Here is a 24,240-nt window from a genome sequence, read left to right as displayed (position 1 = left end):
CCACACCGTGGACAATCAAACCATTCATGGTATCGTCAAGGCAACATGCAGCCACACCCGGATATCGATACCGACGACCTCCCCGAATTCTGGATTTTTACAGAACCCGGAGCACTTCCTACTTTGGATGAACTTCAGGACGATATGTTTACGATGGACTCATGTGCCCGTCTCAAATCATCCGGAAAACTGGAAACCCTCCCGGACGGTATCATCGAAGGGGAATGCCTTGACGAACAAGGAGCATCCGGATTCGACGTCTGGTGGGAAGTCCAGATCGTAGATGCCCGCAAAGCTTTCAAAAAAGACCGCCGTGCCCTCCAATCCATCGGCTCATATACCCAGATGCTGATCTTTACCATGGAAGACGATTGTGCTCTCGGTCATGTCTTTACCATGATGCACGCCCTTCTTTCTCTCCGCCCCGGCCTGCTGGCAATTCTGGATGGGGGAAAACAAATCACGCTGGACCGCCGCGATGCCCTCGCCTTCCTCGAAGAAGAAATCAAGGATAACCTCAATTTTTCGGACGAGACCTGAAGCTTCTTCCCATTTCCTCTTCTCCGCTCACCATGGATTCCCTCTCCCCGGAAACCCTGCTCTCCGCCTACTGCGAAGGGTACTTCCCCATGGCCAACCCGACTGCCGGGCCGGCTTCTCCCATTGAATTTTTCTCTCCGGATCCCCGGGCAATCATCCCGCTTGACGAACGTTTCCACATCCCGCACGGTCTTCGCCGCACCTTGAAGAAAAAAACCTTCGAAATCCGCATGGACACCGACTTCCCCAGCGTCATCTCCGCATGCGCCCGCGCCGACACACCGGAGGAGCAATGGATCGATTCCCGAATCAACCAAGCCTACTGCCGACTCCACGAACTCGGCTTCGCCCACTCCGTGGAATGCTGGGATGCCGAAGGACTCCAAGGCGGCCTTTACGGAGTCGCTATCGGCAGGGCCTTTTTCGGGGAAAGCATGTTTCACCGCAAAACAGATGCCAGTAAAATTGCACTGGTTGCCCTCGTCCGTTTCCTGAGATCCAACAATTTTACCCTGCTCGACACCCAGTGGACAACACCTCACCTAGCCACCTTCGGAACTCTTGAAATACCCAGAAGAAAATACCTCCGCCTCCTGCACGCAGCCATTATAGACAACAACATCTAATTTTCCCCCCTAAACCAATATGTCCTCTCGTTTTTTATATAAGTTCAGGTTCCTGTTCTTTCTGGCGTTCCTCTTCGCCGTTCTTCATACCTCCGGATATGCATCCACCCAACCCCGGGAACCCATTACAATCGTCTCTACCAACGACATCCACGCCTCTATCGACAATTTTCCTCAACTGGCATCTCTCGTCCAGAATATCAGGAACCAGCATAAAAACGTTCTTCTGATTGATGCCGGCGACAAATTTTCGGGAGATCCCTGTATTGACGATGCGCCTTCCCCCGGATGGCCGATCATGCAATTAATGGGAGAACTGGGCTACAACGTCATGGTCCCCGGCAACCATGCTTTCGACTACGGCTGCGACCAATTCGAAGCCATCTGCCGCCAGGCGGCACACCAGTACCCGTCCCTTCATTTCCTGAGCTCAGACATGCAAGGAAGACGAACACTCCGGGATCTGTACCAGCCTTATATCCTCTTTCCACTGGGAGGGATCAACATCGGTATTATCGGCCTGACGAACGCGGAAAGCTGTTCCCGAGAAAAACTCGGAGGAACTTCCTTCCACATGCCTTCCGACTCCTGGATTCGCAATTTCAAAAAAAATCATAACGTCGATCTTCTTATTCTTGTCAGTCATATGGGAGTCAACAAAGACACTGAAATCGCCCGACATTTTCCGGAAATCGACCTCATCATCGGAGCGCACACGCATACGGCCCTTCTCGCCCCCCTCATTGAAAACGGTGTCGTCATCACCCAGACGGGTTGCAATTTGAAGTACGCAGGCGTCACAACAATCTCCCCTCAGGGAGAAATATCAAACAGCCTTACCGAACTCGCCACCTATCCGGCAAAGGACAAACACTTTCAGACCCTGGTCGACTCCATCAAACAAGCCAACAACACCCAACGAGAAATTGCCACGGCGGCGACCAGACAGGATCCTCCACACCTTGCGGAACTCACCTGCGATGCTATGAAAGAGGCAACGGGAGCCGACATAGCTTTTTATAACATCCGGGGTATTCGCATTAATGAAATCCCCAAGGGATCTATCACCGCCCACCACATCTATGCGGCAGAACCTTTCCATAATACAATCTTCCTTTGTACCATGACGGAAGAGGAGATCAGAGACATGATCCTCAACCGACTTGCCATTGATCGGCAACGCTTTCCCCTTTCACCCAGAATCGACCTCTATTGTTCCGGGCTCTCCTACCACATCACCAATGAGACTCCCCCCTCCATCACCCTTCGTCTGCCTTCCGGCAAGTCCCCCGACAACACACCCCGTTCCTACCAGGTAGCCGTATCAAATTACCTCCTGTCTACCTATAGCATTCCAAACAAAAAGGAGGCACGACCAGTAAAAATCACCGTCCGGCAGGCCATCATCGACTACATCGAAGGAAAGACCGTCGCCCAGGATTCCAAGCCGCTTCGCTCTACGATCACGTACAAGCCCGATTAACAGACGGAAACAAGAACTCAGCGTTTGAAATCCGGGCTCTCCAGAATCATCAGAGCCGCCTTCTGACCTATGCGTTCCAATTCGTCTTCGGTCTGAGGGGGATTATCGTCGGTATAGCCCAGTTCCTTCATCGCCTGGGGCATCACTTGGTCGATCCTCTCCAAAATCAACGCGTAGTATTTCTTGAAAATTCCGGAGACGACATCCTCCGTAAACCCGTACTTAATCAGAAGGTCATCCCCTTCTGCAGAAGCCTTCTCTTTTTCCGTCTTCAAACGCTCCAGGGTTTTCCGCGGAACATTGCCGCGCACAGCCTCCAAAAGCTGCCGTGTAATCTTCAAATCCTTGATATGGTTCTTGAGAACATCGTCCGGTACGCCTTCCATATTCAACGAAGCCATGGCATTCACTTCCATTTCCAACATGCGTTCCGAGTACGGACCGGGAATACCCTCTTCCTCTGAGGTTTCGCAATGAAGAGTCAGGCGATAACGAATCGATTCGAAAACAGCATCGTTCATACATCTCTGCAAAGCCATCATCTGCTCGGGAGAAGCCGCCACACCTGCTTCAGTCTTTCCGTCGGACGTTTCCTCCCCGGCAGCCATTGATAGAAGAGCTAAAGCCAGAGCCAGACCTCCGGTCAACAGGGTATTCCTGACCAAAGTATAACCGCCGACATAAAATACGGCGTTTTTGACAAACAAGATATTCATCTCTGAATTGGAGGGCGTTCGGGTTCGGACAACTCTTCTTTTTCCTGAAGGGACTGTTTGAGTTTGTTAAGGTTGGTGACCTTTTTGTACCCCAGTTTCAGTAAATTCTCCCGGGCAAGTTCCGCTCGTTTGCCAGTCTTGCAATAGACAAACACCGGGTAATCCTTGCGAGGCATCATCATGGGAAATATATTACCCACGGATTCACAGGAAATATTAATCGCCCCATCACAATGGCTGGCATTGAATTCCCCCCCCGTCCGCACATCGACCAGCAAAAACCCTTCGTCTGCAAATTCATCCTTAATCTGCGAACGAACAATTTTATCAATCTCCGTAATTTCGCCATTCGTCTTGGAACGTTCTTCCTCCTTGCTCCAAATAAACACGATCGACAAAACAACGACCATGATCAGATAAGGGGAAATATAGAGCTTTTTTTCTAGCATGATCTCACCGGGAAAAGATCGTCGTTTTTCATTTCCAAATCCTCAAGGACATTGTGTACTCCATCTACTACGCTCAGGTACAGGGGTTCCCAGCCCTGAGACATTAAAAGAGAACAGGAAATTCTTTGATTAGTCATCCCTCTCCGCGACGAGGGATGAGCCTCCGTAAAACGAGGCATCGGCCTGTCAACCAAACGGCTCAGGAAGGCATAAACCTCCCGCAAACGCATCGGAGTCATATCAGTAATATTGAAACACCCTCCGGGAATGGCTGCATCCATCAAATGAATCATCGCAGACACGGCATCATCCCGGTGAACATAGTTCACCCACCTATCCGGGTCTCCCGGCAAAGCTTCCCCCTGGAGCATATACTTCTCCACAAGCACACAACGACCGGGACCATATAAGGCCGACAACCGGCCAACTACTCCGCCCGCCTTGCGGACGATCAACTCACCGTCCAGCAGAACGCGGGACTGCGGACGCACGGGATTTGCGGAATGCTCCTCCGTCACCCACGCTCCATCCGCAACTCCGTACACAGCCGTACTGGAACAGAAAAACAACCGGGCCTCCGGAAACAACCGCACCAAATTCGACACACCTTCCACGTAAATCCTCCGGTACTCATCGACACTCCCGCCCCGAGTACTAACGCTGTACACAATCCATGACGGAGAGAAGCCCTTTCCCTGCAATTCATTTTTCAATCGTTGCAATTCAACAGGATTCCGGACATCAGCCTTATAATCCGCCCGTTCTCCTTGAAGATCCGCCGTCACGACACAATGGTCTCTTTCCCTCAATTCAAGAGCAAGCGAAGAGCCCAAATATCCGGTGCCAATCACAAGTACGCTATTTTTTGGAACTGGGGAAATATTCATGGCTGTATCAGTAGGTCAGATCATGGCTCGCAGAGCCGTCGCCATTGCCAAGTCTCCCGGCAATGTAATTTTCGGATTGGGCCAGGGATTCTGAACCAAAAAGGTCGCCCGTCCCATATGTTCCAATGCGGACACTTCATCCGTCACTAAATCACCCGTTTCAAGAACATGCCGATACGCCTCGCGAATCAGTGCCACATCAAATACCTGCGGAGTCTCCATCGCCCACAGATGTTCCCTGTCAATAAACTCTGCCTGTGAAAAATGCGCGTCGTCGGCACGTTTCAACGTATCGACAACAGGATGAGCGCTGGCCGCAGCCCCATGTACCGAAGCTGCCTCAATGCAATTCATCAAATGTTCCTGACGAAGCAACGGCCTGGCGCCATCGTGGATAGCAACCAAAGGAGATTCCCCCTGCAAAGCAGACAAACCGGCAAGCACGGAAAAACAACGTTCGCGTCCTCCATCCACACGCCTCACCGGCACGCCGGGCCGTTCTCCCTCCATCACCCGTACAAAACGATCCTCCGGGCAAACAAGCACAACCTCGCGAATGAGCGGACACTCCAGAAAAACCTCCAGGCTCCGGCGCAATACGCAAGTACCGTCCAACAGAGCCATGAGCTTGTCAAACCCAGCTCTGCGAGAACTGCCTGCAGCTACAATAATAGCGGAACAATCAATCACGGGATAGTTTAGACCTTCGGAAAGTCATTTCTGTTCAGTGCAAAAACAGGGATTGCTCAGGAAAGTCTGGCCCCGATGAGGCTGGAAAGAGTCTTCCCATCCACTCTGCCTTCCGTACGTTCTTTCATCAGTTTCATTACCTGGCCCATATCCTTCTTGGATGAAGCTCCCGTTTCCGCAATCACGGCATCCAGAAGAGCAGTAACTTCTGCCTCGCTCATGGCAGGAGGAAGAAATTGCTGTAAAATGGCAATTTCGGCCTTTTCCTTTTCGGACAAGTCGGAACGTCCGGCCTTTTCATATTGTTCCACGGAATCCTCGCGTTGCTTGATCTGCTTCCGGACAACGGCCAATTCCTCCGGAGCATCCAGAACGGTCGTCAAACTACCTTTTTCAATCGCAGCATTCGTCAAAGCAGCCTTCAAACTCCTTAGCGTGTTCAATCCAATGGAATCCTTGGCCTTCATGGCATCTTTCATCCCAGAGATAATCTGTTCGGACATCTTACTCATAACAGTCGCTATTCAATACAATACAGAGCCGCAATTCAAGACTTCTTCACGGAAAACAAAGGAAATGCGCCCCTGGCAACACGAACCGGTTACCAGAGAAACGCCCGCATGCGATTTTCACATGCGGGCGTTTTTCCAACTTTCTACCTATGAATCAGTTCAATCTCTTCCAAAACCCCGAAAGCTCTCTCCTTCCTCCGGGATTATCCAACTGATATGGGTTGGACACAACCGGAAGGCAATACGTTCATCCTCCAGCAGAGGTACCGTGTCATCCCGGTAACACGGAGAAGCATTAAAACAATTCCGTCTGGAAAAACGAATGGTCGGAATCCGTTCGTACAATCGGAGGCGCATCTTCTTCAATCATCCTCTCCTCCTTCTCCTTTTGGCGAGCTGCTTCCTGCAAACGTGCCATGTGCGATAAGTCTTCCAATGTCACGGGTTTCAACTCAAAGGGATCCACCTCATCCGTCACACCGAGCTCCAACTGCGACACATCGTCCCTGGATGCCTGGGTACGACGAACCGATTTCCTGCGAACGGGGGGCTCCTCATCCCCTCCCCACTTGCTCTCTTCCGGAAAATCCTTCAAATAGGAACCCACCGCACAATCAAAAATAGCATCGCGATCCCAGTGCAAATTCCACTCACGCCCCTTGCGGCAACATATCCTGATATCAGCTTCCAGCATCTCGATCCTGAGAGCGGCGGCAGAATCTCCCTCCTCCTGCGAATACGCAGCAGACCAGACACGGCACAATTCTTTCTTCAGGGGAGAACACACGGCATCGCAATCCACATCAATTAATCCCGTAGAAGCTTCACGTTCATACGCCATGATCTCGCTATCCCAGGAATCGCCGTCGAGTATCCAGTCCAGAAGACTTCCCGCCAACTGAACAAAACGTTCCTTTAATTCCGCAGGAGCCATAGCTGCCACATCCGCACAATCGTGAAGCATCCAATACAGATGGATCTCTGCCGACCGCGCCTGCAGAAAAGACCAGACCTCCCGGTACAATCCCGCCTTATCCCGGAAATAATAGCTGATTGCGGCACTATTAGCCCCGCTCTTTACACTAATATCCTGGTTCGTTACATGGTAGAACCCTCTCCGTCCGAATTCCTCTCCGGCCGCCCTGAGAATCCTGCTTCTCGTCTCTTCTCCGTCACTCCTGATTGGCATATCTTCTTGGGAATAGGCATCAAAAATTCTCATTCCGTCTTCAACGTATCATCGATCAACTCGCCAAGACGTTCGGCACTCACATTCCCCACCATGTCGCGCAAGCGCATCCCCTCCACGTAAAGTACAGTTTTTGGAACGGCATCCACCCCGTACTCCTGGGCAATCTGAGGGTACTTGTCCGCATCCACCGTCAGTACAAAACAACGCCCTTTCTGAGATTTGGCGTAATTCATCAACGATGTCCGATACTGGGCACATTGGGGACACCATGGAGCATAGAACACAAGCAACACATTACGCCCCGACATCCCGGTTATCTGATTCAGGTCATCTCCCACGTACTCGCTCATCACAACCACTTTCTCTTCCTTGTGATCTCCGATCATTGGCGCGGGAGGGGGAGTAAATGTTCTCTCCAAAGGCTTGGGGGCCGGTTTTTTCTCAGAATACCTGGCACGGCGCTCCTCCGAATCGTCGCATCCGCACAATCCGGCGATCACTACCGCGCTCACACAAGCTGCCAGCCACTGTTTCATGCGCATGAATATGGTCAATACAAAGCAGCATGAAAAGCAAGAAATGACTCGAATCACCGCCCAATTCAGGCATAAAGCATCCATGCCTCACCCTATCGAAACGTCTGCAGAAGGCACACTCCTTCCCTTATTTACCCAATACAGCCTCTCCCATTTCGCAGCATTAGCCGTTGCTGCCATCCTGGGCACATGGGTTATCCGGCATGCCGGAAAGCAAAACCAAGCCGAAAAACACCGTACCGCCCGAATCCTCGGATGGCTTTGCCTAGCCGTTATCCCCGGAGGAGTCCTGGCGACACACTTCACAGTTCCGTCTACCCCATGGGAGGAACTTCTCCCCCTTCATTTCTGCGATATCATGCTCGTCTGCTGCGCCTGGTCCATGTTCAAGCCATACTCTCCCATCTCAAACTGTACCTACTTCTGTTCCCTGGCCGCCACAGCCCAGGCACTGATAACTCCTTCTCTGGAGTATGATTATCCAACTCCCCTCTATTTTTCATTTTTTACCAGCCACTCGCTCGTCATCCTGTGTGCCTTATTCATCCCCCTTGTTTTTAAATGGGTTCCGAAGTCATCCGGAAAATTTTTGGCGCAACTCTTCGGCATATGCTATCTCATTGCAATTTAACCTATTAATATATTATTGAATACCAATTTTGGATTTGTCCTCCATATTCCCGAATCGGATTCCATCCTTTCTCTCTTCGGCCCTTGGCCATGGTATCTTGTCGTCATGCAAATTCCTGGATTCATTATTATTTTTTTGCTAGACATTCCATTTCATATAATACGTTCCAGACAAATTAATTATGCAACAAAACAAACCCAAAAAAACACGAGTGCCAACATGGAGGCATGAAGAGAGCAATTTTTTGAAGCCATGATACGATATTGAAAAAACATAGTTCCAATCCGTAATTTTTACTTGCATCCTTCACTCAATTTTATATATTTTTCTCATCTCAAACAATTTGTTATGGAAAACGAGAGCAATCAAACCACTAAGGCCAAGCGCTACACAGAAACGGAAAAAGCAGAAATCCTTGATTTCATTGCTAATTTCACGGGACGTGGCGCACAGAAGGCAGCTGCTGAAAAATTCGGAGTCAGCGCAGTAACCATCTCCAATTGGACTAAGGCAGCCAAGAAAAGGCGTGGCCGCAAGCCCGGTTCTAAAAATACAACCGAGCGTTCCAAAAAAATGATCGTTGTCACCAATCCTGATGACCTCCGCCGTCTCGCGGCTGTTATGGAAGAAATCGCGGAACTCGAATCCCTTGTCGAAAAACTTACCGCGCTTCGTGAAGAAGCCGACGCCCTTCGAGCCAAGTTCGTTGGATAATTCCCATCCGATCGGATGACAATTTAAAACTTCCCTTTGCAACTACGGCAAAGGGAAGTTTTTTTATGTCTGCCGATCCCTTTCAACCTTGGGAATATGGTAGCAACACATGCATTTTACATCCCTCCCGTACGGGAATCCCGCTTGCCCTTCGAAAAGCACTTCCCTATAATTAATCACACGTGAGTAACCCACCCGACATAATTCCACCCCGCCGGACAGTGGAAGGCATGTATGCCGACTACTTCATGGACTATGCCTCCTATGTCATTCTGGAACGCGCCGTTCCGCACATCAACGATGGATTCAAACCCGTCCAGAGACGTATCCTGCACTCCATGGAGCGGATGGACGACGGACGCTTCAACAAAGTCGCCAACATCGTCGGCGACACCATGAAATACCATCCCCACGGCGACGCCTCCATCGGAGACGCCCTCGTTACCCTAGGACAAAAAGGATTACTCATCGACACACAGGGAAACTGGGGCAACATCCTCACAGGAGATCCTGCCGCTGCTTCACGATACATAGAAGCGCGCCTCACGCACTTCGCCAAAGAAGTCGTCTACAGCCCCAAAGTCACCGAATGGCAACTCTCATACGACGGACGCAACAAGGAGCCGGTTACACTGCCAGTCAAATTCCCCCTCCTTCTAGCCCAGGGAGCAGAAGGTATTGCCGTTGGACTTTCCTGCAAAATCCTTCCTCACAACTTCAACGAACTCATCGACGCCTCCATTGCCCACCTTCGGGGAGAAGAGTTCACCCTCCTACCCGACTTCCCTACAGGAGGCATCATGGATGCCACGGACTATCGTGATGGAGACCGTGGTACCGGAAGAGTCCGCGTGCGTGCCAGAGTTGAAATAGAAAGCAAAAAAATCCTCCGGATCACGGAAGTTCCCTTCGGTGTCACTACCGATAAATTGATAGAATCCATCGTCGCAGCTGCCGACAAAGGGAAAATCAAAATTCAAAAAGTCGAAGACAACACGGCACAACATGCCGACATCCTCGTCCACCTCCCCCCCGGTAGCGATGCCGAACAGATGCGCCAGGCCCTCTACGCCTTCACCGACTGCGAAGTCAGCATCTCCCCCAATGCCTGCGTCATACGCGACAATAAACCCTACTTCATGGGGGTCAGTGAAATCCTCAAATACAACACGGACAACACCCGGAGCATTCTCCGGCAGGAACTTGAAATCCAGCTCCAGGAGCTCAATCAGGAATGGCACCGTTGCAGTCTGGAACGTATCTTCATCGAAAACCGCATCTATCTGACAATCGAAGATTGCGAAACCTGGGAAAGCGTCCTCGACACCATCGACAACGCCCTCCAACCCTTCATCTCCCACCTCAAGCTCCCCGTTACACGCGACGACATCATTGCCTTAACCGAGATCAAAATCAAACGCATTTCCAAATACGATGCCGACAAGGCGGAGAAAAACCTCCTCCACCTTGAAGAAGACATCGCCAAAACTGAAAAAAACCTCGCCAACCTCACCCGCTACACCATTCGCTGGTTCGAGAACATCCGTAAAAAATACGGAGCCGCCTTCCCCAGAAAAACCCGTCTGGAAGCATTCGGTACCGTCGACCGCGCCCAAGTTGCCGCCGCATTGGAAACTCTCTACCTCGACGAAGAAGGTTTCGCCGGATTCGGCGTCAAAAAAGGCGAACCCATTTGCAAGTGCTCATCCCTTGATGATGTCCTCATCATTGATGCCGATTGCGTTCTGAAAGTAGTCCGCATTCAGGAAAAATTCTTTGCCGGGAAAAACCCGCTCTACATCAATATCCTTCGCAAAGACGACGATCCCGTCTTCAACCTCATGTACCGGGATGGTCGTAACGGTCCCCTGTACGCCAAACGCTTCAAGATCGGAGGATTTACCCGTGACAAGGAATACCCTTTAACCAAAGGGACCAAAGGTACGCGTATCTTTCACTTCAGCGTACACGCCACGGAAGAAGACAGTGCCGCCATCAGCGTCAACGTCTATCTAAAAGCCGTTCTCAAACTGCGCAACCTCGTCCGGTCCTATTCTTTCGGCGAACTCCGCATCAAAAACCGTAATGCGCAAGGCAACATCGTCATCAAACACCAGGTAGACCGAGTCTCTCGCATCATGGCGCCATCCAAACAACAGGAAGACAGCCCGGCAACTCCCGCTTCCCCAGTCCCTGCTCAATCGCAAATCCCTCCTCCCTCCGCATCTTCGTCGGAAGAACATCCCGAAGATTCTTCTCAGGATACATCTCCCCCCATGACACAGGGATCTCTCTTCTGATTTTGACAACGAATTCCCTTGCCAAACTAATTACAGCCACTATATTGTTTCCCACATAAGTCATGCCGATTTAGCTCAGGGGTAGAGCACCCGCCTTGTAAGCGGACGGTCGTCGGTTCAAATCCGACAATCGGCTCCATTTATAACCCTCATAAGCACAAACGCTTATGAGGATTTCTTTTTTGATTTCACTTGGTAAATATTGTCTCACTTTCAGAATCAGACTAGTTCTAGAACACCTGAAACCATCCGCAGACTTTTTCTCAACTTCTCAACACAACAAGAGGAAAGGAAGGAGACAAATAAAACGGGAAGCTCTCTTGCCGAACATATCTTCTGCATTTATAAACAACCTTGAATGAATGCTATGATTATTTTTGGAGCAGTACTGACTCTCTATGTTTTTTGGAGAGGAATCATGCCGTTGAAAATCAAAAGAATCTGGAAAACAGGACTCCTTTTGGTACTAGCCGCCGTAGCTTTCAAATTCTATCTACTTGGTCTTATCGGTGGTCCTATGTTTTTTGCGCCGGATCTTCCCAAAAGTTTTCTGATGATCACAACCTGGTTGTTTGCCACCTTGTTCATCTTTTTTTTCCTGCTTCTGGCAGCTAATATTCTCAACGGATGTTGTCACTTGTTGCGTCTTTGTTTCCGCCGCAGAGGAAAGGCCAAGTTCCCATTTGCCAGTAACCATGTCAATCTGGTGCTGCTGATCCTATCTCTCATCCTGGCAACATTCGGCATCATCAATGGTACCAGCGTGCCTAATGTCCGGGAAGAAACGGTCTTCCTCAAGCATCTGCCCCTGGAAGCGGAGGGCATGACTATTGCCGTACTGGCCGATCTGCATGCGGACAGTATAACCCGAGCCGACCGCATCCAGTCTATCGTCGATCGAGCCAATGCTTGCAAACCGGATCTGACCGTCATTGTCGGAGACTTTGTAGACGGACCGGTCAATATCCGTGGCAGGGATCTTCTCCCCCTTCAGAATCTTTCCGCTCGGTATGGTGTATACGGCGTTCCGGGCAATCACGAATATTATTCAGGATACGATCAATGGATGGATTTTCTCTCCTGTTTGGGTATCAAAATGCTTCCGAATGAGCATGTACTCGTCGGTACGGGTAAGGCCGGAATTGTACTGGCGGGCGTTACCGACCCTACAGCAGGTCGTACAGGACATCCACAGCCTTCCATCGAACAGGCGTTGAACGACGCACCGCACTATATGACCAGAATCCTTCTCTCCCATCAGCCCCGACTAGCACCCGAGGCTTCCCGAAACGGAGTGGACCTGCAAATTTCAGGACATACCCATGGGGGAATGATCGTCGGAGTAAACCGTATTGTAGCCGGATTCAATGCCGGTTACGTCTCCGGTTCATACCATGTCGGCGACATGGTATTGTTTATCTCAAACGGATCAGGGATTTGGAACGGCTTTCCAATACGTCTCGGAGTACCGTCCGAAATCGTCATTCTTCGCCTGAAAAAAGCCTGAGTGTCTCCCTTCCCAAAAAAATCCGGGCTGTTCTCTGCACATCACGGCAGAAACAGCCCGGATATTTATCATGCAGCCGGTACAGCCATACCGACAGCTCTTGAATTTACAGGATAGCCCCCGGTTTGTAAGAAGCACCAGCCGGGTACTCCGCTACAAGAGCTTCCACAGAATCACGGAAATAATCCACCTGCGAGGCGGCCATGCCCGTTGTCCGGGAATTATGGTCGAAAATTTCCTGAAGTTCCGCCCGCGTCATGCCGAGACGTGAATCGGCACCAAGACGATCCAACAAGTCATTGGATGTGATTGAGCCCTTACGGAGATCATTGGAAACCGCCACAGCATGTTCCTTGATGACTTCGTGGGCGGTTTCACGGCCAACACCACGCTTGACGGCTTCCATGAGAATAGTCGTCGTCATCAGGAAGGGCAGATAACGACGCAGTTCCGCTTCGACAACGGGTTCGTAAATTCCCATTTGGTCTAAAACCGTCAGGAAGGTCTCAAACAATCCATCGGCAGCAAAGAAAGAATCGGGCAACACAACGCGCCGTACCACTGAGCAGGAAACGTCCCCTTCATTCCACTGATCACCGGCAAGTCCGCCGATCATGGTCAGCAATCCCTTGAGGATGATATGGAAACCATTAACACGCTCACAGGAACGGGCGTTCATCTTGTGAGGCATGGCGCTGGAACCCGTCTGTCCCTTGGCAAATCCTTCCGTCGCCAGTTCATGGCCGGCCATCAGGCGCAATGTCTTGGCAAAGGAAGAACAACCGGAGGTAAGTTCTACCAAGCCGGAAACGACGGAAAAGTCCAGAGAACGCGGATACACCTGCCCGACGTTCATCAACTTGGAGGGAATGCCGAGATGGGCGCACACACGGTTTTCCAATTCAATCACGCGAACCTTGTCCTGCTGGAACAGAGACAACTGATCCAACTGGGTTCCGACAGCTCCTTTAAGGCCACGGACAGCATAGCGATCCATCGTTGAAATCCAGGAAGAAAGAGCATGGACGATTTCCTCGCCAAACATAGCTATCCTTTTCCCTACTGTCGTCGTCTGAGCCGCTACGTTATGCGTCCTGGCTGCAAGAGGTACATCCTTCCACTGCCCGGCACGAGTACTCATGCGGACGAGAACCGCGACGGCCTTGTCGCGAATGATTTGCATGGAACGCCAAACCTGAAGTTGTTCGACATTTTCCGTCAAATCCCTGGAAGTCATTCCCTTATGAATATGTTCACATCCAGCTAAATCGCAAAATTCTTCAATGCGAGCCTTGACGTCGTGCCGCGTAATACGTTCCCGGGCATTGATGGAATCCATATTGACCTGATCCTTGACCTGTTCATAGGCTTCAATCACACCGTCCGGAATATCCAGGCCCAGATCCTTCTGCGCCTTCATCACGGCAATCCAGAATTCACGTTCGAGAACAATACGGCCTTCGGCCGACCAAATGGACTTCATCGCGGAAGAAGCGTACCTCTCCGCTAAAACATTGGGAATGACACTCATATCTGCTCCTATTTTACCACTGGCAAGCGAAGAATGCACGCCTAATCCACCTGTAAATCCACATAACCAGGCAAATCCAGGCCTTTTTATTTCAGCATTGATTCCAATGCGGAACAAAGGGATTTCACCATGCGATTCAGCACCTCTTCGTAATCGCTGCTCAAGGCCTCGCAAGGCCAGATGTTGCTACTGGCGCTACGCCCCAGCGTAGAAAAGAAGAGTGACCTGGCAATATGCATAATAAACTGGATGTAGATGATAGAAACATCAGGGTAAAGTTTTTTGATACACGTCACATACAACTCATAAATCGGAGTAACGTATTTTGGAGTCATTCTCTCTTGAATAAATTTGGGTTCATGGGGAAGACGCCACAAAAGTCTGGCAAATTCACAACCTCCGTATTTGGAATCCAAAAGAATCTGAAACGCAGGTTCCATAAAAGCACGAACATATCCCTCTAAAGACGGGTTCTTGTCTGCTTTTGCCACGGCTCTGCGGCGAAGCTCAAGAATATCTTCCGCATAACGGTCGATGACAGCAAAATACAGGCCTTCTTTGCTCTCGAAGTAATAGACAATAGAAGCAAGGTTCACCTGTGCTTCCGCTGCAATAGCACGCATGGAAACACCTTCAAATCCATTATTGGAAAACAATTTCTGAGCTCCGTCAAGAATCCGAGTACTCGTTTCTGCGGACCGTTCAGCCTGTTTGCGTCGTATGTCTGTCATAGAGATCTGGTTTTGGATGATGGGCGCCATTCTTTGAATATGCCTTGCGGGACTTTATCTCATTTTTTCTTCATTGTCTAGACGAGCGTTCCAGAATTCTCCAAGATCCATGATGATTTGAATTAATCTTTAAGGATTGTTCGGCATATTTCTTTGATTTTTCTTTATTTCCTATTTGGGAATAAATTGTGGCTATCGCGTAGGGATAATCTGCGTTTTCCGGTTCAAATTTCATGCATTTTTTCAATTCGCGAATAGCGATTTCATGGTTACCCAAACTATTGTAAAGTAATGCCATATTATAACGGGCACGTGAGAAAAATTCATCAATTTCAACTGCTTTTTCAAAAGACGTCAAAGCTTGTTGATTTTGTCCAATTTCAACCTGTCCCAGCCCCAAAAGATACCATAGGGAAGCATCTTGGGGAGAAAGTTTGACAGCGTCTGTCATAAGAGCTACCGCTTCATTAATTTTCCCTTTACCGGAGAGATAAACGGCATAATCACGACGAACGACAGGAGATGTGGCATCCCAGCGTAGAGCTTTCTCGAACCACTCGCGGGCCGCTTCATCATTACCTCGTCCAGCTTCCAATTGGGCAAGTTTCATGGCACCGGACGGCTGGTCGGCTTGGTGCATGGCTGCCCTGCCCAATTCCAGAAATCCGGCACTCTCCTGGGGCAGTTCATCCCGAAGAGCCCATTCCGCCTGCAGGCGGACAACGCGCGAAGAATCCTGGAGCAAAGGTTTCAACGCCTGGGGATCTGTCCTGCCGAGAACTTTGGCCGCCGCCGCCCGCAACAAAGGTGTTGGCGACTTCATCCCCTGCAGTGCGTAAGACTGGACACGCTGCTCATCAGACCAGGAATCCAGCAACTCCATCAGTGTTGCCTTCCATGTATCGTTCTCTTCACGTCCATACGCTTTCAGCAAAGCGTCCAGAGCACGTGAATCACCATCGTAGGCCCATTGAACTGCCCGGGTACGATCCCGGTAACGGGCCATTTTAGGAGTCTTGCCATAATACTGCTCCACGACACGGGCGGCCCATTGGTCATCCTTGTCCTTATGGCACATCGTACAGGCATTGGGAATTTTCAATTCCAGGCTCATGGCCGGATCGGGAGAATTGAACGAATGGTCCCGGCGAGGATCACGCGCCATATAAGGGCTCTCCGGCATGTGGCACTCGACACAGCGTCCCCCCATGGAATCCGGCGGACACGGCGTATGCTTCGCCATGTCGATCACCGGAGCCGCCACTCCGTTGACTTTCTCACCCGTAGCATGACAACGCATACACAGGGCATTGTTTTCCTGAGGCAACTTGAGCAGGCCGGAATGGGGATCATGGCAATCCAGGCAGGTCACCCCCGCCTTACCCATCCTGCTGAGACGGAGCCCCGTCTCGCAATAGTCTTCATCGCGTTGCATACCGTTGGGCCAAAAGACACCGGGCTGAACGGGCAAAACCAATTGAAAGTGGTCATCAAATTTTTTGCCAATGGAGAATTCATGGTCAAACTCATCCCGTCTGGCATGGCATGCAGCACAATTGTCGTGGTTCTCTTCCAGAGTTGGCTTCCGTACGGTGGAAATCATGCAACCGGTCTTGTCCTCAGGTTTGTTAAGCAAGGGGCCATGACACTGAATACAACTCACACCGGGTTCTTTCCATGTGGAATGATAACGGTCGGCAGCAGGGTCGTAATTCTTACGGAAATCACTCATGTGGCACCATGCGCACTGGGAGTTCCAATTCATCCCGCGACCGAGCCAATGTCCCCAATCGTTGGAGGAACGTTCTTCCTTTCCGAAAATATCGAACCATTCTTTATGGTTCACATCCCACGCGGCGCTCATCGTATGATAACCTTCATCGGACGCCGGCAGCAGATACTGCACCAACGGCGTACGACCGGTAGCCCAGGCAACTTTCCATGTTTTACCAGACTTCTCATCCGACACCGATCTCTCACCATCCTTCCCTGTCGAAAATACAAGCGTACTCCCATGAGCCTTCAATTTGTTGCCATGGAAAGCTTCGGCGTCAAGCTGGGGATCCAGCTTGCGGAAGGCCCAGGCGTGATCGGAATTACTCCACTGACGAAATTCCTCCGGATGACAAGCCGCACATTGCAAGGAAACCGGCACCTCGCTTTGGTCCCAATGGGCGCTAGCTCCTTGATAAATCGGCCTATCCTGTCGGACTGCATCAGTCTTCAAACGGTTCCACCACAACAAAGCCGAACCGATACCCAAGAGCACTGCCGCACCACAGACCATCCAGATGATCCACGACAAACGAGAGGATTTTTTTTCTGTTTCCATCACAGTCAATAACTTCCCGGCTTACGCCGGATCAATGAGCAGCATCCCGGCACCATGCAAGTTTCCTGCTGGAGGGATGATGACAAAAAAGCCCCTTCCGGGCAAACCGGAAAGGGCTGAAAAAGCATAAAATAGAATTACCGGGGAAAATTATTCCGTGATGCCCCGGTCTGCGGCTTCCTTCGCTTTCTGTTCGCGAATCGCGGCCTTGATGGACATTTTCACGCGCCCCTTGTCATCAATACCGATGCACTTGGCAGTTACCATATCACCGACATTGACCACATCTTCCGTCTTGGCGGTGCGGCCATCGGCAAGTTCGGAAATATGGATGAGACCGTCTTTGCCGGGCAACACTTCCATGAACGCACCAAACGCGGTCGTGGAAACGATTTTACCCGAATAGAGTTCACCCACTTCGATTTCCTGGAACATGCGCTTGACCAGGTACATGGCCCGGTCGAGGCCTTCCTGTTTGGAAGCATAAATATGTACCGTACCGTCATCTTCAATGTTGATGTCGGCTCCGGATTCAGCCTGGATCGCCTTGATATTCTTACCGCCCGGACCAATAAGTTCGCCAATGCGGTCGGCAGGAATCTTCGTGGATTCAATGCGGGGAGCATTCGGACTCATCGGTGCGGGAGAAGAAATGGAAGCGTTCATCGTTTCCAGAATCTGCATGCGGCCCTGCTTGGCAAGGCGGATAGCTTCTTCCAAAATGGAGAGCGGGATACCGGGCAGCTTCAAGTCGAGCTGGTAACCGGTCACGCCAACTTCCGTACCGCAAAGTTTGAAGTCCATATCACCGTAGAAGTCTTCGGATCCGATAATGTCCAGAAGGGTCTTGTAGCTGGTGATCTCATGCTGGTCGTTCTGTTCCGTCACCAAACCGACGGAAATACCGGCCACCGGACGCTTCAGCGGCACACCGGCTGCCAGAAGGGACATCACGCCGGCACACACGGAAGCCATCGAGGTAGAACCGTTGGATTCCATGATTTCAGAGGAAATCCGAATCGCATACGGGAATTCTTCAGCACTCGGCACCACGGGAGCAATCGAACGTTCGGCAAGAGCGCCATGACCGATTTCACGGCGGTTCTGTCCTCCGAAACGCCCCGTGTCACCCACGGAAAACGGGGGGAAATTGTAGTGAAGAATAAAACGTTTTTCATTGGAGCTGCCCGTATAGTTATCCACATACTGCTTGTCTTCCACCGGAGCAAGAGTCGCCAAACAGACGGACATCGTTTCACCGCGAGCGAACAAGGCGGAACCGTGCACTACGGGAGGCAGGACATTGATTTCTGCGGTCAACGGACGCAGTTCCTTGATGCCACGACCATCAGCACGCTTGTCTTTCTCCATGATGGAAATGCGGAAAGCCTTCTTCTGGATGTATTCGAACACCTGTTCCACATCAAAATCCGTCGCTTCAGGATGGCGTTCCTTAATAGCGGTTTCCACTTCGTTGCGGAGGGCGCCCACCTTCTTCTGCCGTTCAATCTTGGAATCGGCATAAATAGCATCTTCAATGCGGTCTCCGGCAATTTCGTAACCGATTTCAAGCAATTCCGGTTTGGCAAGGCAGAGTTCGTAGGAGCGCTTTTCCTTGCCGCAAAGAGCGCGAAGTTCCTCCTGCTTTTCACAGATGATCCGCACGTTTTCCTGGGCGAGGTGAAGGGAAGCGATAAAATCGTCTTCGGAGAGTTCTTTCGCAGAACCTTCGATCATGATCACCTGATCCTTCGTACCAGCGAAGACAAGGTCAAGATCGCTTTCTTCGCGGAGGCTGTTGCCGGGGTTGATGACGAATTCACCATTGACTCGACCAACGCGCACAGCTCCGACAGGTTCGGCAAACGGAAGGTCGGAAATCACGCAAGCCGCAGAAGCGCCGTTGATGCTCAAAATGTCCGGCTCATTCTCACCATCTGCGGAAAGAAGAAGGGAAATCACCTGGGTATCGTAGAAATAACCCTTCGGGAACATGGGACGCAACGGGCGGTCCGTCATGCGGCAAGTCAGGATTTCTTTTTCTGTGGGACGGCCTTCGCGCTTGAAGTAACCTCCCGGGAACATCCCGGCAGCGGCAGCCTTTTCCTTGTATTCCACAGACAGGGGGAAGAAGGTCTGGCCTTCCTTGATCTTCGTGGCACTGACGACCGTCACCAGTACGATGGTGTCGCCGCTACGCACGGTTACAGCGCCGTCAGCCAGACGGGCCATTTTGCCGGTTTCAATGATGATGGGGCTTGTACCGACATTGCATTCAATCGAATGTATACTCATATTTCTTGTTTTTCAATCACCCTCGGCCGCAGCTAATCACACGCGCCGGCCAGGGGTGGGCATTGCGCAGGTGATGGTCAGGTACGGGCAGTGCCTCAGGAAGAATCTTTTCCATCTCCGGGAAAACCAGAAGGGTTCCGAAAACGTGACCAGGCGTACATTCCTACGAATCAAACGTCTAATCCAACTCCCGCCGATTGTTTCGGCCTTGGATAAAATTTTAAAATTTCTCAAGGCATGCCCGACGAAAAAACGGCCATGGACACAATCCACGAACGTTGCCCTACACAATAAGAGGTTACAAGGATAATGCAAGCAAATAGTTGCAAGGCTACGAGATTCCCCTATCTTCATGGGGAATATATATTATTTGCCATTAAATAACTTATCAATAAAATACATTTTTTCTCTCCCTCCGGCAACGGTAAAGGCCCTCCGACATAACGCCGGAAGGCCTTCGGAAAAGATTGGAATAAACCCGTACTTACTTCTCGCTCTTCTCTTCCTCCTTATCTCCGGCAGCAGGAGCGGGAGAAGGAGCTGCGGACGGATCCTTGGGTTGCAAAGCTTGAAACGCCTTCGCAAGTTCCGGGGTAATGAAACCACCCTGTCCGATGCGAGAGAGATTGGCTTGGAACTTCGTATTGATGTCCATCATCCTCTTCTGGAGGGCCTGCAAATCGGCACTTTCTTCGGGAGCAGGCGGGGTCAGGTTATCAGGCTTCATCACCTTCACCGTCAGAGCGGCGAATTTGGTAGCGATCTTTTCAATCTCCGGGGCAGCAGCCGTCGCGGAATCCTTATCTTTGATAGTATCCAACTGCGTATTCAGGGCAGCAAGCGTATCAGCCAATTCGGAAAGAACCGATTTCATGGTTTCCGCTGCCTGTACCGAAGCGGAAACCATGCAAATGCCGGCGGCAGTCAAAATAAATGGGGATGTTCTCATATTCGTTTGTGTGAGGTATCATTCATCGAAAAGGCTTAATACAGAATCGATGGAACCGGTTCTTTATACCCACACGACATGGATGAGTCAATCTCTTCCCTGTCCCGGTACTTTATTTTCCGAAGGAAATGGTTTTTTCAAAGGGCGTAATTGGAAATCAGTTTCCTGAGTTCCAGATACCTTCCAGCAAAGTTTCTCCGTCGGATCATTGGCCGTTTTCTCACCAAGAGTGATCCCGATCTCCTCACCGGGATGCAGGACAGTATCTTTTCCAAAAACAAACACCGCCCTTCCGGGGCCGGAAATAGCATACATTTCCATCAAAATACCGGTTTCCCCGGAATTGGAAATAACCAACTGATCATCCTCCTTTTTCATGACAGGTACAGGCTGTTTGATCTTTAACACGGGAACAAGCTTGGCGAAAGTAATCTCGGCCAAGCGCCTGGCTCCGGATGCATTCGGATGCAAGCCGTCCCCATACCACTGCGGCTTGGAAGCCATGGCCGTATACGCATCAAAGAGTTTTACTTTATGTTTTCCACCCACCCGGCTAATCAGCTTCTCGGCATCGCCCCGTCTGGCGGATGAGCCATTGTCTGTCCCGGAGAACTTATAATCCGGAGCAAAGACATTTCCGGGAAAAGCCTTCTTGCCGGCCGGTCCACGAAAATCCGGGCCCAATTTTCCCCATGCCAGCAAATGAGCTTTGGGGTTGGCCTTGTGCCATGCTGTCAACAACTTGTCGTAGCCTTGTTCAAACAATCGGGCATCCCACCACGAACCCGTATCATTAATGCCGAGATTACAAATATAAACATCGGCCGCATACGCGACGGAATCCTTGTACTGGGGAGTATCCCCATACCAGCGTCCATTCTTCTTCTGGGAAGGGTAATCTCCGGCCGTCTTGCCCGAGTTGCCGAAGTTTTTGACTTCATAACCGGGCCCCAGCAACTTGCCGAGAACGGCGGGATATCCCATAGTCTCCCGGGCGCCAATACCGTAACCGAAGGTAATACTATCGCCCACGCAAGCAACTTTCGTTGTCTCCGCCCAAACTTGTAACGCAGAACTAGCCAGCAGAAGGCAAATAGCGCGTCCTATCCATTTTTCGATCTTCATGTTCATCGCTTTATATCGTTGGAATAAAAGCTGTCTTCATTCTTCCTCATCGCCGTCCGTACGGAAGGGGACCGCCGGGAGACCAGCTCCGTTCACGAGGTTTGGTTCAACAAAACTGTCCCAGCAATACCGGGCTGACACAGGCTTGCGAACATCGGGAGACGAAAGAATCACCATAACGCCGCCATTGCCGCAATTCATCACTGCTTCTACGGAATAAAACACACCGTCGTCACCAGCCAGTTCAAAGCACTTCGGTGTCTGACCATCCGTCGTCACCAATCCTTCCGAGTACTTGAATTGCAGGAATACATGCCCTCCCTTGATTTCCCAATCCTTCAGTTCCGGGCCAAAGGCCTGTCCTTTGCTCCCGTAAAACCGGTTCAAGGCCACATTAGCGGCACGTTTGCCCACCTCGATCTTTTCCGGAGGGTGGACATTACTGTCTGCCGATCCCAAATCGATCGTATTGACGAATTCTACGTTCTTCAATTCACCGGCGACATCACTCTGCACCTCTCGGAACTCAGGCCAGTGAATGCGCAAAGGACTGTGATCGTTGATACGCGGCAACTGGATCATGACAAACGGCAGTTCCGGATTCTTCCACCCAGCGCGCCAGGACTGGATCAAATCCATCAACAACTTCCTGTTTTGCCTAGAATCATTGATTTCGGCATCGGATTCGCCTTGGTACCAAAGGATCCCGTGTACCGGCAATCCGGCCAACCATTCAATTCCGCTCTCATACAAAAACGCCGGTTTGAAAGGATGCTCCGGCGTTTCCCCTTTCTCCAAACGGTCAGAAATATTTAATTTGGCTCGCCCTCGTACCCAGGCTGAAATGAAGGGAGATCCCAGCCATTCATTTCCCCGGCAAGATGCGTATTCCCTACGTTTTGCAATGATTTCTGAAGGCAGCCAGGCAGCCATTTCCGAACCGCCCAACGAGGAATGAATCAACCCAACCGGCATCCCGAGCGACTTCTGCAAATCGCGCGCAAAATAGTACCCGACAGCAGAACACGGAGCCACGCTTTCCGGGGAAGCCACCTTCCATTCACCCTTGAAAAAACCTTCCGGAGTCAACACGGAAAATTCATGTTCACCATACTTGCGGCCGGATGTCCCCGCCTGAGGTTCGTTATGCATAAGCCGCAGCATGGGATTGGCCGACGAGGGGATTTCATCCTTTCCGGAAGGCGTCTGGTTCATTCTCCATGCCATATTGGATTGTCCGGAGGCAACCCAGACAACGCCAACGAGAATATCCTCCAATTCGGTTTTCTCCTTCCCCTGCTCCACCGCCAGAACTTTGCCGGTAGAATCCGGTTTCATGGCAGGGAGAGACACCATCCACCTGCCTTGAGCGTCAGTCTTACCCTTCACTTTATTGTTGCCGAAGGAAACAACCACGGACTTCCCCGGATCTGCTGTCCCCGATACAGATACGGGCTTGCCATAAGGCAGCACCATATGACTGCCGAAAACACGGTCAAATTGTGGCGCGGCAGCCCATACCGAACATGCCGCCGTCAATAAAATACCAAATACTAGGGAGATTTTTTTCATGGGAGGACAACTCTGTAACATATCCCCGACTGTACCGCAACCTCGGAAAGCGGAGCAGCCCACCCAAGAGGCCAACTTCTTGTCAACCACAGGATGGTTTATTTCATTAACTGCTTTTTCCCCAGCCCCGTCAATCGTTCCAGGCTGTTGATCAAGTGCACAATGATCACCCCCAGCGCCGCCAGAAGAGGAACCCCGATAATCAGAAATCCCCACCAGGTAATCTTCCCTATAGCCACATTATAAGCAACCTGCTGCTCGGACACGGGAAGCAGAACAACCGGAGACATGAAGCCATACGACACAGCAAAGTTCGCAAAGGCTGAAAGCATAAAAGCACCTGCAAGAATCCAGGTCACGCGCGCCAACAAGGAATCATAGGCAGTTTCATGCCCCCTCGACCGGATTTCACGTTCAATCAACCGTACGTCAAAAACATCGTCCTTATAAATAAAAGTCTTCAACAAAGGAGCATTCGTCCGAGAAGACACCACGACAACTACCCCCAGAAAGAGAGGAATCAACGCCTCCTTTACCCCAAATAACCACGGTGTGCAAAAATGCACCGAACCGTCGGGAGCTATGACAAACAAGCTGATTACTCCCGTCAAAATCACCCCCGTCATCCCCACGGCAGACATCAAATCAAACTTCCCATCGCGGAAACGGGAATGGAGTCCGTACCCGATCGGAAACGCCAGGGCAATTACCATCGCCCACAACGGCCCGATCTCCCAAACCCTTTGTCCCGGCATGCGGATCCAGGGATCAATAGCTCCCTCGCTGCAATATTCCAGGACTGCTACCGGAATCAAAACACTCATTAAAATCCCCCACCACGAGGAAGACGAACGGGACGCAGTTTGAGAAGAATCCGGCATGTTAGTTTCAGAGAGCAAAAATCAATCCTGTCAGAAAAGAA

General features: G+C 50.8%; 22 protein-coding genes and 1 tRNA gene. 8 read left to right on the top strand and 15 right to left on the bottom strand.

Annotation, left to right across the window (positions count from 1 at the left end):
• The first annotated feature begins 45 nt into the window (after positions 1-45).
• Genes QET93_RS07085 through QET93_RS07075 form a run of 3 tightly spaced genes read left to right on the top strand, consistent with a single transcriptional unit; the run spans position 46 to position 2,649 of the window.
• Complete coding sequence (locus QET93_RS07085) at positions 46-540, top strand: hypothetical protein (RefSeq protein ID WP_280132880.1); 495 nt, start codon at positions 46-48, stop codon at positions 538-540.
• Between the two features lie 32 nt (positions 541-572).
• A complete protein-coding gene (gene aat / locus QET93_RS07080) occupies positions 573-1,166 on the top strand; it encodes a leucyl/phenylalanyl-tRNA--protein transferase (protein ID WP_280132881.1) in 594 nt (197 codons plus the stop codon).
• Between the two features lie 19 nt (positions 1,167-1,185).
• Entirely contained in the window at positions 1,186-2,649 is a 1,464-nt protein-coding gene (locus QET93_RS07075; protein ID WP_280132882.1) for a 5'-nucleotidase C-terminal domain-containing protein, read from the top strand.
• Positions 2,650-2,666: 17 nt separating this feature from the next.
• Here the strand turns inward: QET93_RS07075 and QET93_RS07070 are convergent, their stop codons facing one another.
• The 7 genes from QET93_RS07070 to QET93_RS07040 form a co-directional block, all read right to left on the bottom strand.
• Positions 2,667-3,365 carry a hypothetical protein gene (locus QET93_RS07070; protein WP_280132883.1) on the bottom strand — a complete coding sequence of 233 codons (699 nt, stop codon included), beginning with the start codon at positions 3,363-3,365 and terminating at the stop codon, positions 2,667-2,669.
• Complete coding sequence (locus QET93_RS07065; RefSeq protein ID WP_280132884.1) at positions 3,362-3,814, bottom strand: rhodanese-like domain-containing protein; 453 nt, start codon at positions 3,812-3,814, stop codon at positions 3,362-3,364. The genes QET93_RS07070 and QET93_RS07065 overlap by 4 nt, the downstream gene beginning before the upstream one ends.
• Positions 3,808-4,701, bottom strand: coding sequence for an NAD-dependent epimerase/dehydratase family protein (locus tag QET93_RS07060; RefSeq protein WP_280126509.1), 894 nt, complete (start codon positions 4,699-4,701; stop codon positions 3,808-3,810). Before QET93_RS07060 ends, QET93_RS07065 begins: the two co-directional genes overlap by 7 nt.
• A gap of 15 nt (positions 4,702-4,716) precedes the next feature.
• Positions 4,717-5,391, bottom strand: coding sequence for a 2-C-methyl-D-erythritol 4-phosphate cytidylyltransferase (ispD, locus tag QET93_RS07055; protein WP_280132885.1), 675 nt, complete (start codon positions 5,389-5,391; stop codon positions 4,717-4,719).
• Positions 5,392-5,447: 56 nt separating this feature from the next.
• The gene (locus QET93_RS07050) at positions 5,448-5,903 is read right to left on the bottom strand and encodes a GatB/YqeY domain-containing protein (protein ID WP_280126507.1); all 456 of its coding nucleotides are present in this window, start codon (positions 5,901-5,903) and stop codon (positions 5,448-5,450) included.
• 295 nt (positions 5,904-6,198) lie between these two features.
• A complete protein-coding gene (locus QET93_RS07045) occupies positions 6,199-7,092 on the bottom strand; it encodes a TetR family transcriptional regulator (RefSeq protein ID WP_280132886.1) in 894 nt (297 codons plus the stop codon).
• A 29-nt stretch (positions 7,093-7,121) separates the two neighbouring features.
• On the bottom strand, positions 7,122-7,631 hold the full coding sequence (locus QET93_RS07040) for a thioredoxin family protein (RefSeq protein WP_280132887.1): 510 nt from the start codon (positions 7,629-7,631) through the stop codon (positions 7,122-7,124).
• 43 nt (positions 7,632-7,674) lie between these two features.
• Between QET93_RS07040 and QET93_RS07035 the strand changes: the two genes are divergently transcribed.
• The 5 genes from QET93_RS07035 (at position 7,675) to QET93_RS07015 (ending at position 12,783) form a co-directional block, all read left to right on the top strand.
• Entirely contained in the window at positions 7,675-8,262 is a 588-nt protein-coding gene (locus QET93_RS07035) for a YwaF family protein (RefSeq protein ID WP_322189921.1), read from the top strand.
• Positions 8,263-8,610: 348 nt separating this feature from the next.
• Positions 8,611-8,976 (top strand): hypothetical protein, encoded by a 366-nt coding sequence (locus tag QET93_RS07030; protein ID WP_280126503.1) that lies wholly within the window; start codon positions 8,611-8,613, stop codon positions 8,974-8,976.
• Positions 8,977-9,158: 182 nt separating this feature from the next.
• On the top strand, positions 9,159-11,276 hold the full coding sequence (locus QET93_RS07025; protein WP_280126502.1) for a DNA gyrase/topoisomerase IV subunit A: 2,118 nt from the start codon (positions 9,159-9,161) through the stop codon (positions 11,274-11,276).
• 64 nt (positions 11,277-11,340) lie between these two features.
• Positions 11,341-11,415: transfer RNA gene (locus QET93_RS07020), tRNA-Thr, on the top strand.
• Positions 11,416-11,694: 279 nt separating this feature from the next.
• Positions 11,695-12,783, top strand: coding sequence for a metallophosphoesterase (locus QET93_RS07015; RefSeq protein ID WP_322189920.1), 1,089 nt, complete (start codon positions 11,695-11,697; stop codon positions 12,781-12,783).
• 106 nt (positions 12,784-12,889) lie between these two features.
• On the opposite strand, the gene purB is transcribed toward QET93_RS07015, so the two are convergent.
• The 8 genes from purB to QET93_RS06975 form a co-directional block, all read right to left on the bottom strand.
• On the bottom strand, positions 12,890-14,314 hold the full coding sequence (purB, locus tag QET93_RS07010; protein ID WP_280132890.1) for an adenylosuccinate lyase: 1,425 nt from the start codon (positions 14,312-14,314) through the stop codon (positions 12,890-12,892).
• Positions 14,315-14,400: 86 nt separating this feature from the next.
• Positions 14,401-15,075 carry a TetR/AcrR family transcriptional regulator gene (locus QET93_RS07005; RefSeq protein WP_280132891.1) on the bottom strand — a complete coding sequence of 225 codons (675 nt, stop codon included), beginning with the start codon at positions 15,073-15,075 and terminating at the stop codon, positions 14,401-14,403.
• A 40-nt stretch (positions 15,076-15,115) separates the two neighbouring features.
• The gene (locus QET93_RS07000; RefSeq protein ID WP_280132956.1) at positions 15,116-17,377 is read right to left on the bottom strand and encodes a multiheme c-type cytochrome; all 2,262 of its coding nucleotides are present in this window, start codon (positions 17,375-17,377) and stop codon (positions 15,116-15,118) included.
• Between the two features lie 150 nt (positions 17,378-17,527).
• Positions 17,528-19,672, bottom strand: coding sequence for a polyribonucleotide nucleotidyltransferase (locus tag QET93_RS06995; protein WP_280126498.1), 2,145 nt, complete (start codon positions 19,670-19,672; stop codon positions 17,528-17,530).
• 484 nt (positions 19,673-20,156) lie between these two features.
• Positions 20,157-20,621 (bottom strand): hypothetical protein, encoded by a 465-nt coding sequence (locus tag QET93_RS06990; RefSeq protein ID WP_280132892.1) that lies wholly within the window; start codon positions 20,619-20,621, stop codon positions 20,157-20,159.
• A gap of 87 nt (positions 20,622-20,708) precedes the next feature.
• Entirely contained in the window at positions 20,709-21,746 is a 1,038-nt protein-coding gene (locus tag QET93_RS06985) for a GDSL-type esterase/lipase family protein (protein WP_322189919.1), read from the bottom strand.
• Between the two features lie 36 nt (positions 21,747-21,782).
• On the bottom strand, positions 21,783-23,318 hold the full coding sequence (locus QET93_RS06980; protein WP_280132894.1) for a sialate O-acetylesterase: 1,536 nt from the start codon (positions 23,316-23,318) through the stop codon (positions 21,783-21,785).
• A 98-nt stretch (positions 23,319-23,416) separates the two neighbouring features.
• The gene (locus tag QET93_RS06975; RefSeq protein WP_280126494.1) at positions 23,417-24,199 is read right to left on the bottom strand and encodes a VC0807 family protein; all 783 of its coding nucleotides are present in this window, start codon (positions 24,197-24,199) and stop codon (positions 23,417-23,419) included.
• Positions 24,200-24,240 lie beyond the last annotated feature (41 nt).

The sequence above is a fragment of the Akkermansia sp. N21116 genome (assembly GCF_029854705.2).
GTDB lineage: Bacteria > Verrucomicrobiota > Verrucomicrobiia > Verrucomicrobiales > Akkermansiaceae > Akkermansia.
The sequence above is the reverse complement of the archived record's forward strand: the minus strand, read 5'-3'. Positions and strand labels throughout refer to the sequence as shown.

Bases quoted from the DNA above. Each gene is read 5' to 3' on its own strand.
- QET93_RS07085 (WP_280132880.1), top strand. From the start codon at position 46: ATGCAGCCACACCCGGATATCGATACCGACGACCTCCCCGAATTCTGG.
- aat (WP_280132881.1), top strand. From the start codon at position 573: ATGGATTCCCTCTCCCCGGAAACCCTGCTCTCCGCCTACTGCGAAGGG.
- QET93_RS07075 (WP_280132882.1), top strand. From the start codon at position 1,186: ATGTCCTCTCGTTTTTTATATAAGTTCAGGTTCCTGTTCTTTCTGGCG.
- QET93_RS07070 (WP_280132883.1), bottom strand. From the start codon at position 3,365: ATGAATATCTTGTTTGTCAAAAACGCCGTATTTTATGTCGGCGGTTAT.
- QET93_RS07065 (WP_280132884.1), bottom strand. From the start codon at position 3,814: ATGCTAGAAAAAAAGCTCTATATTTCCCCTTATCTGATCATGGTCGTT.
- QET93_RS07060 (WP_280126509.1), bottom strand. From the start codon at position 4,701: ATGAATATTTCCCCAGTTCCAAAAAATAGCGTACTTGTGATTGGCACC.
- QET93_RS07050 (WP_280126507.1), bottom strand. From the start codon at position 5,903: ATGAGTAAGATGTCCGAACAGATTATCTCTGGGATGAAAGATGCCATG.
- QET93_RS07045 (WP_280132886.1), bottom strand. From the start codon at position 7,092: ATGCCAATCAGGAGTGACGGAGAAGAGACGAGAAGCAGGATTCTCAGG.
- QET93_RS07040 (WP_280132887.1), bottom strand. From the start codon at position 7,631: ATGAAACAGTGGCTGGCAGCTTGTGTGAGCGCGGTAGTGATCGCCGGA.
- QET93_RS07035 (WP_322189921.1), top strand. From the start codon at position 7,675: ATGACTCGAATCACCGCCCAATTCAGGCATAAAGCATCCATGCCTCAC.
- QET93_RS07030 (WP_280126503.1), top strand. From the start codon at position 8,611: ATGGAAAACGAGAGCAATCAAACCACTAAGGCCAAGCGCTACACAGAA.
- QET93_RS07015 (WP_322189920.1), top strand. From the start codon at position 11,695: ATGCCGTTGAAAATCAAAAGAATCTGGAAAACAGGACTCCTTTTGGTA.
- purB (WP_280132890.1), bottom strand. From the start codon at position 14,314: ATGAGTGTCATTCCCAATGTTTTAGCGGAGAGGTACGCTTCTTCCGCG.
- QET93_RS07005 (WP_280132891.1), bottom strand. From the start codon at position 15,075: ATGGCGCCCATCATCCAAAACCAGATCTCTATGACAGACATACGACGC.
- QET93_RS07000 (WP_280132956.1), bottom strand. From the start codon at position 17,377: ATGGAAACAGAAAAAAAATCCTCTCGTTTGTCGTGGATCATCTGGATG.
- QET93_RS06995 (WP_280126498.1), bottom strand. From the start codon at position 19,672: ATGAGTATACATTCGATTGAATGCAATGTCGGTACAAGCCCCATCATC.
- QET93_RS06990 (WP_280132892.1), bottom strand. From the start codon at position 20,621: ATGAGAACATCCCCATTTATTTTGACTGCCGCCGGCATTTGCATGGTT.
- QET93_RS06985 (WP_322189919.1), bottom strand. From the start codon at position 21,746: ATGAAGATCGAAAAATGGATAGGACGCGCTATTTGCCTTCTGCTGGCT.
- QET93_RS06980 (WP_280132894.1), bottom strand. From the start codon at position 23,318: ATGAAAAAAATCTCCCTAGTATTTGGTATTTTATTGACGGCGGCATGT.
- QET93_RS06975 (WP_280126494.1), bottom strand. From the start codon at position 24,199: ATGCCGGATTCTTCTCAAACTGCGTCCCGTTCGTCTTCCTCGTGGTGG.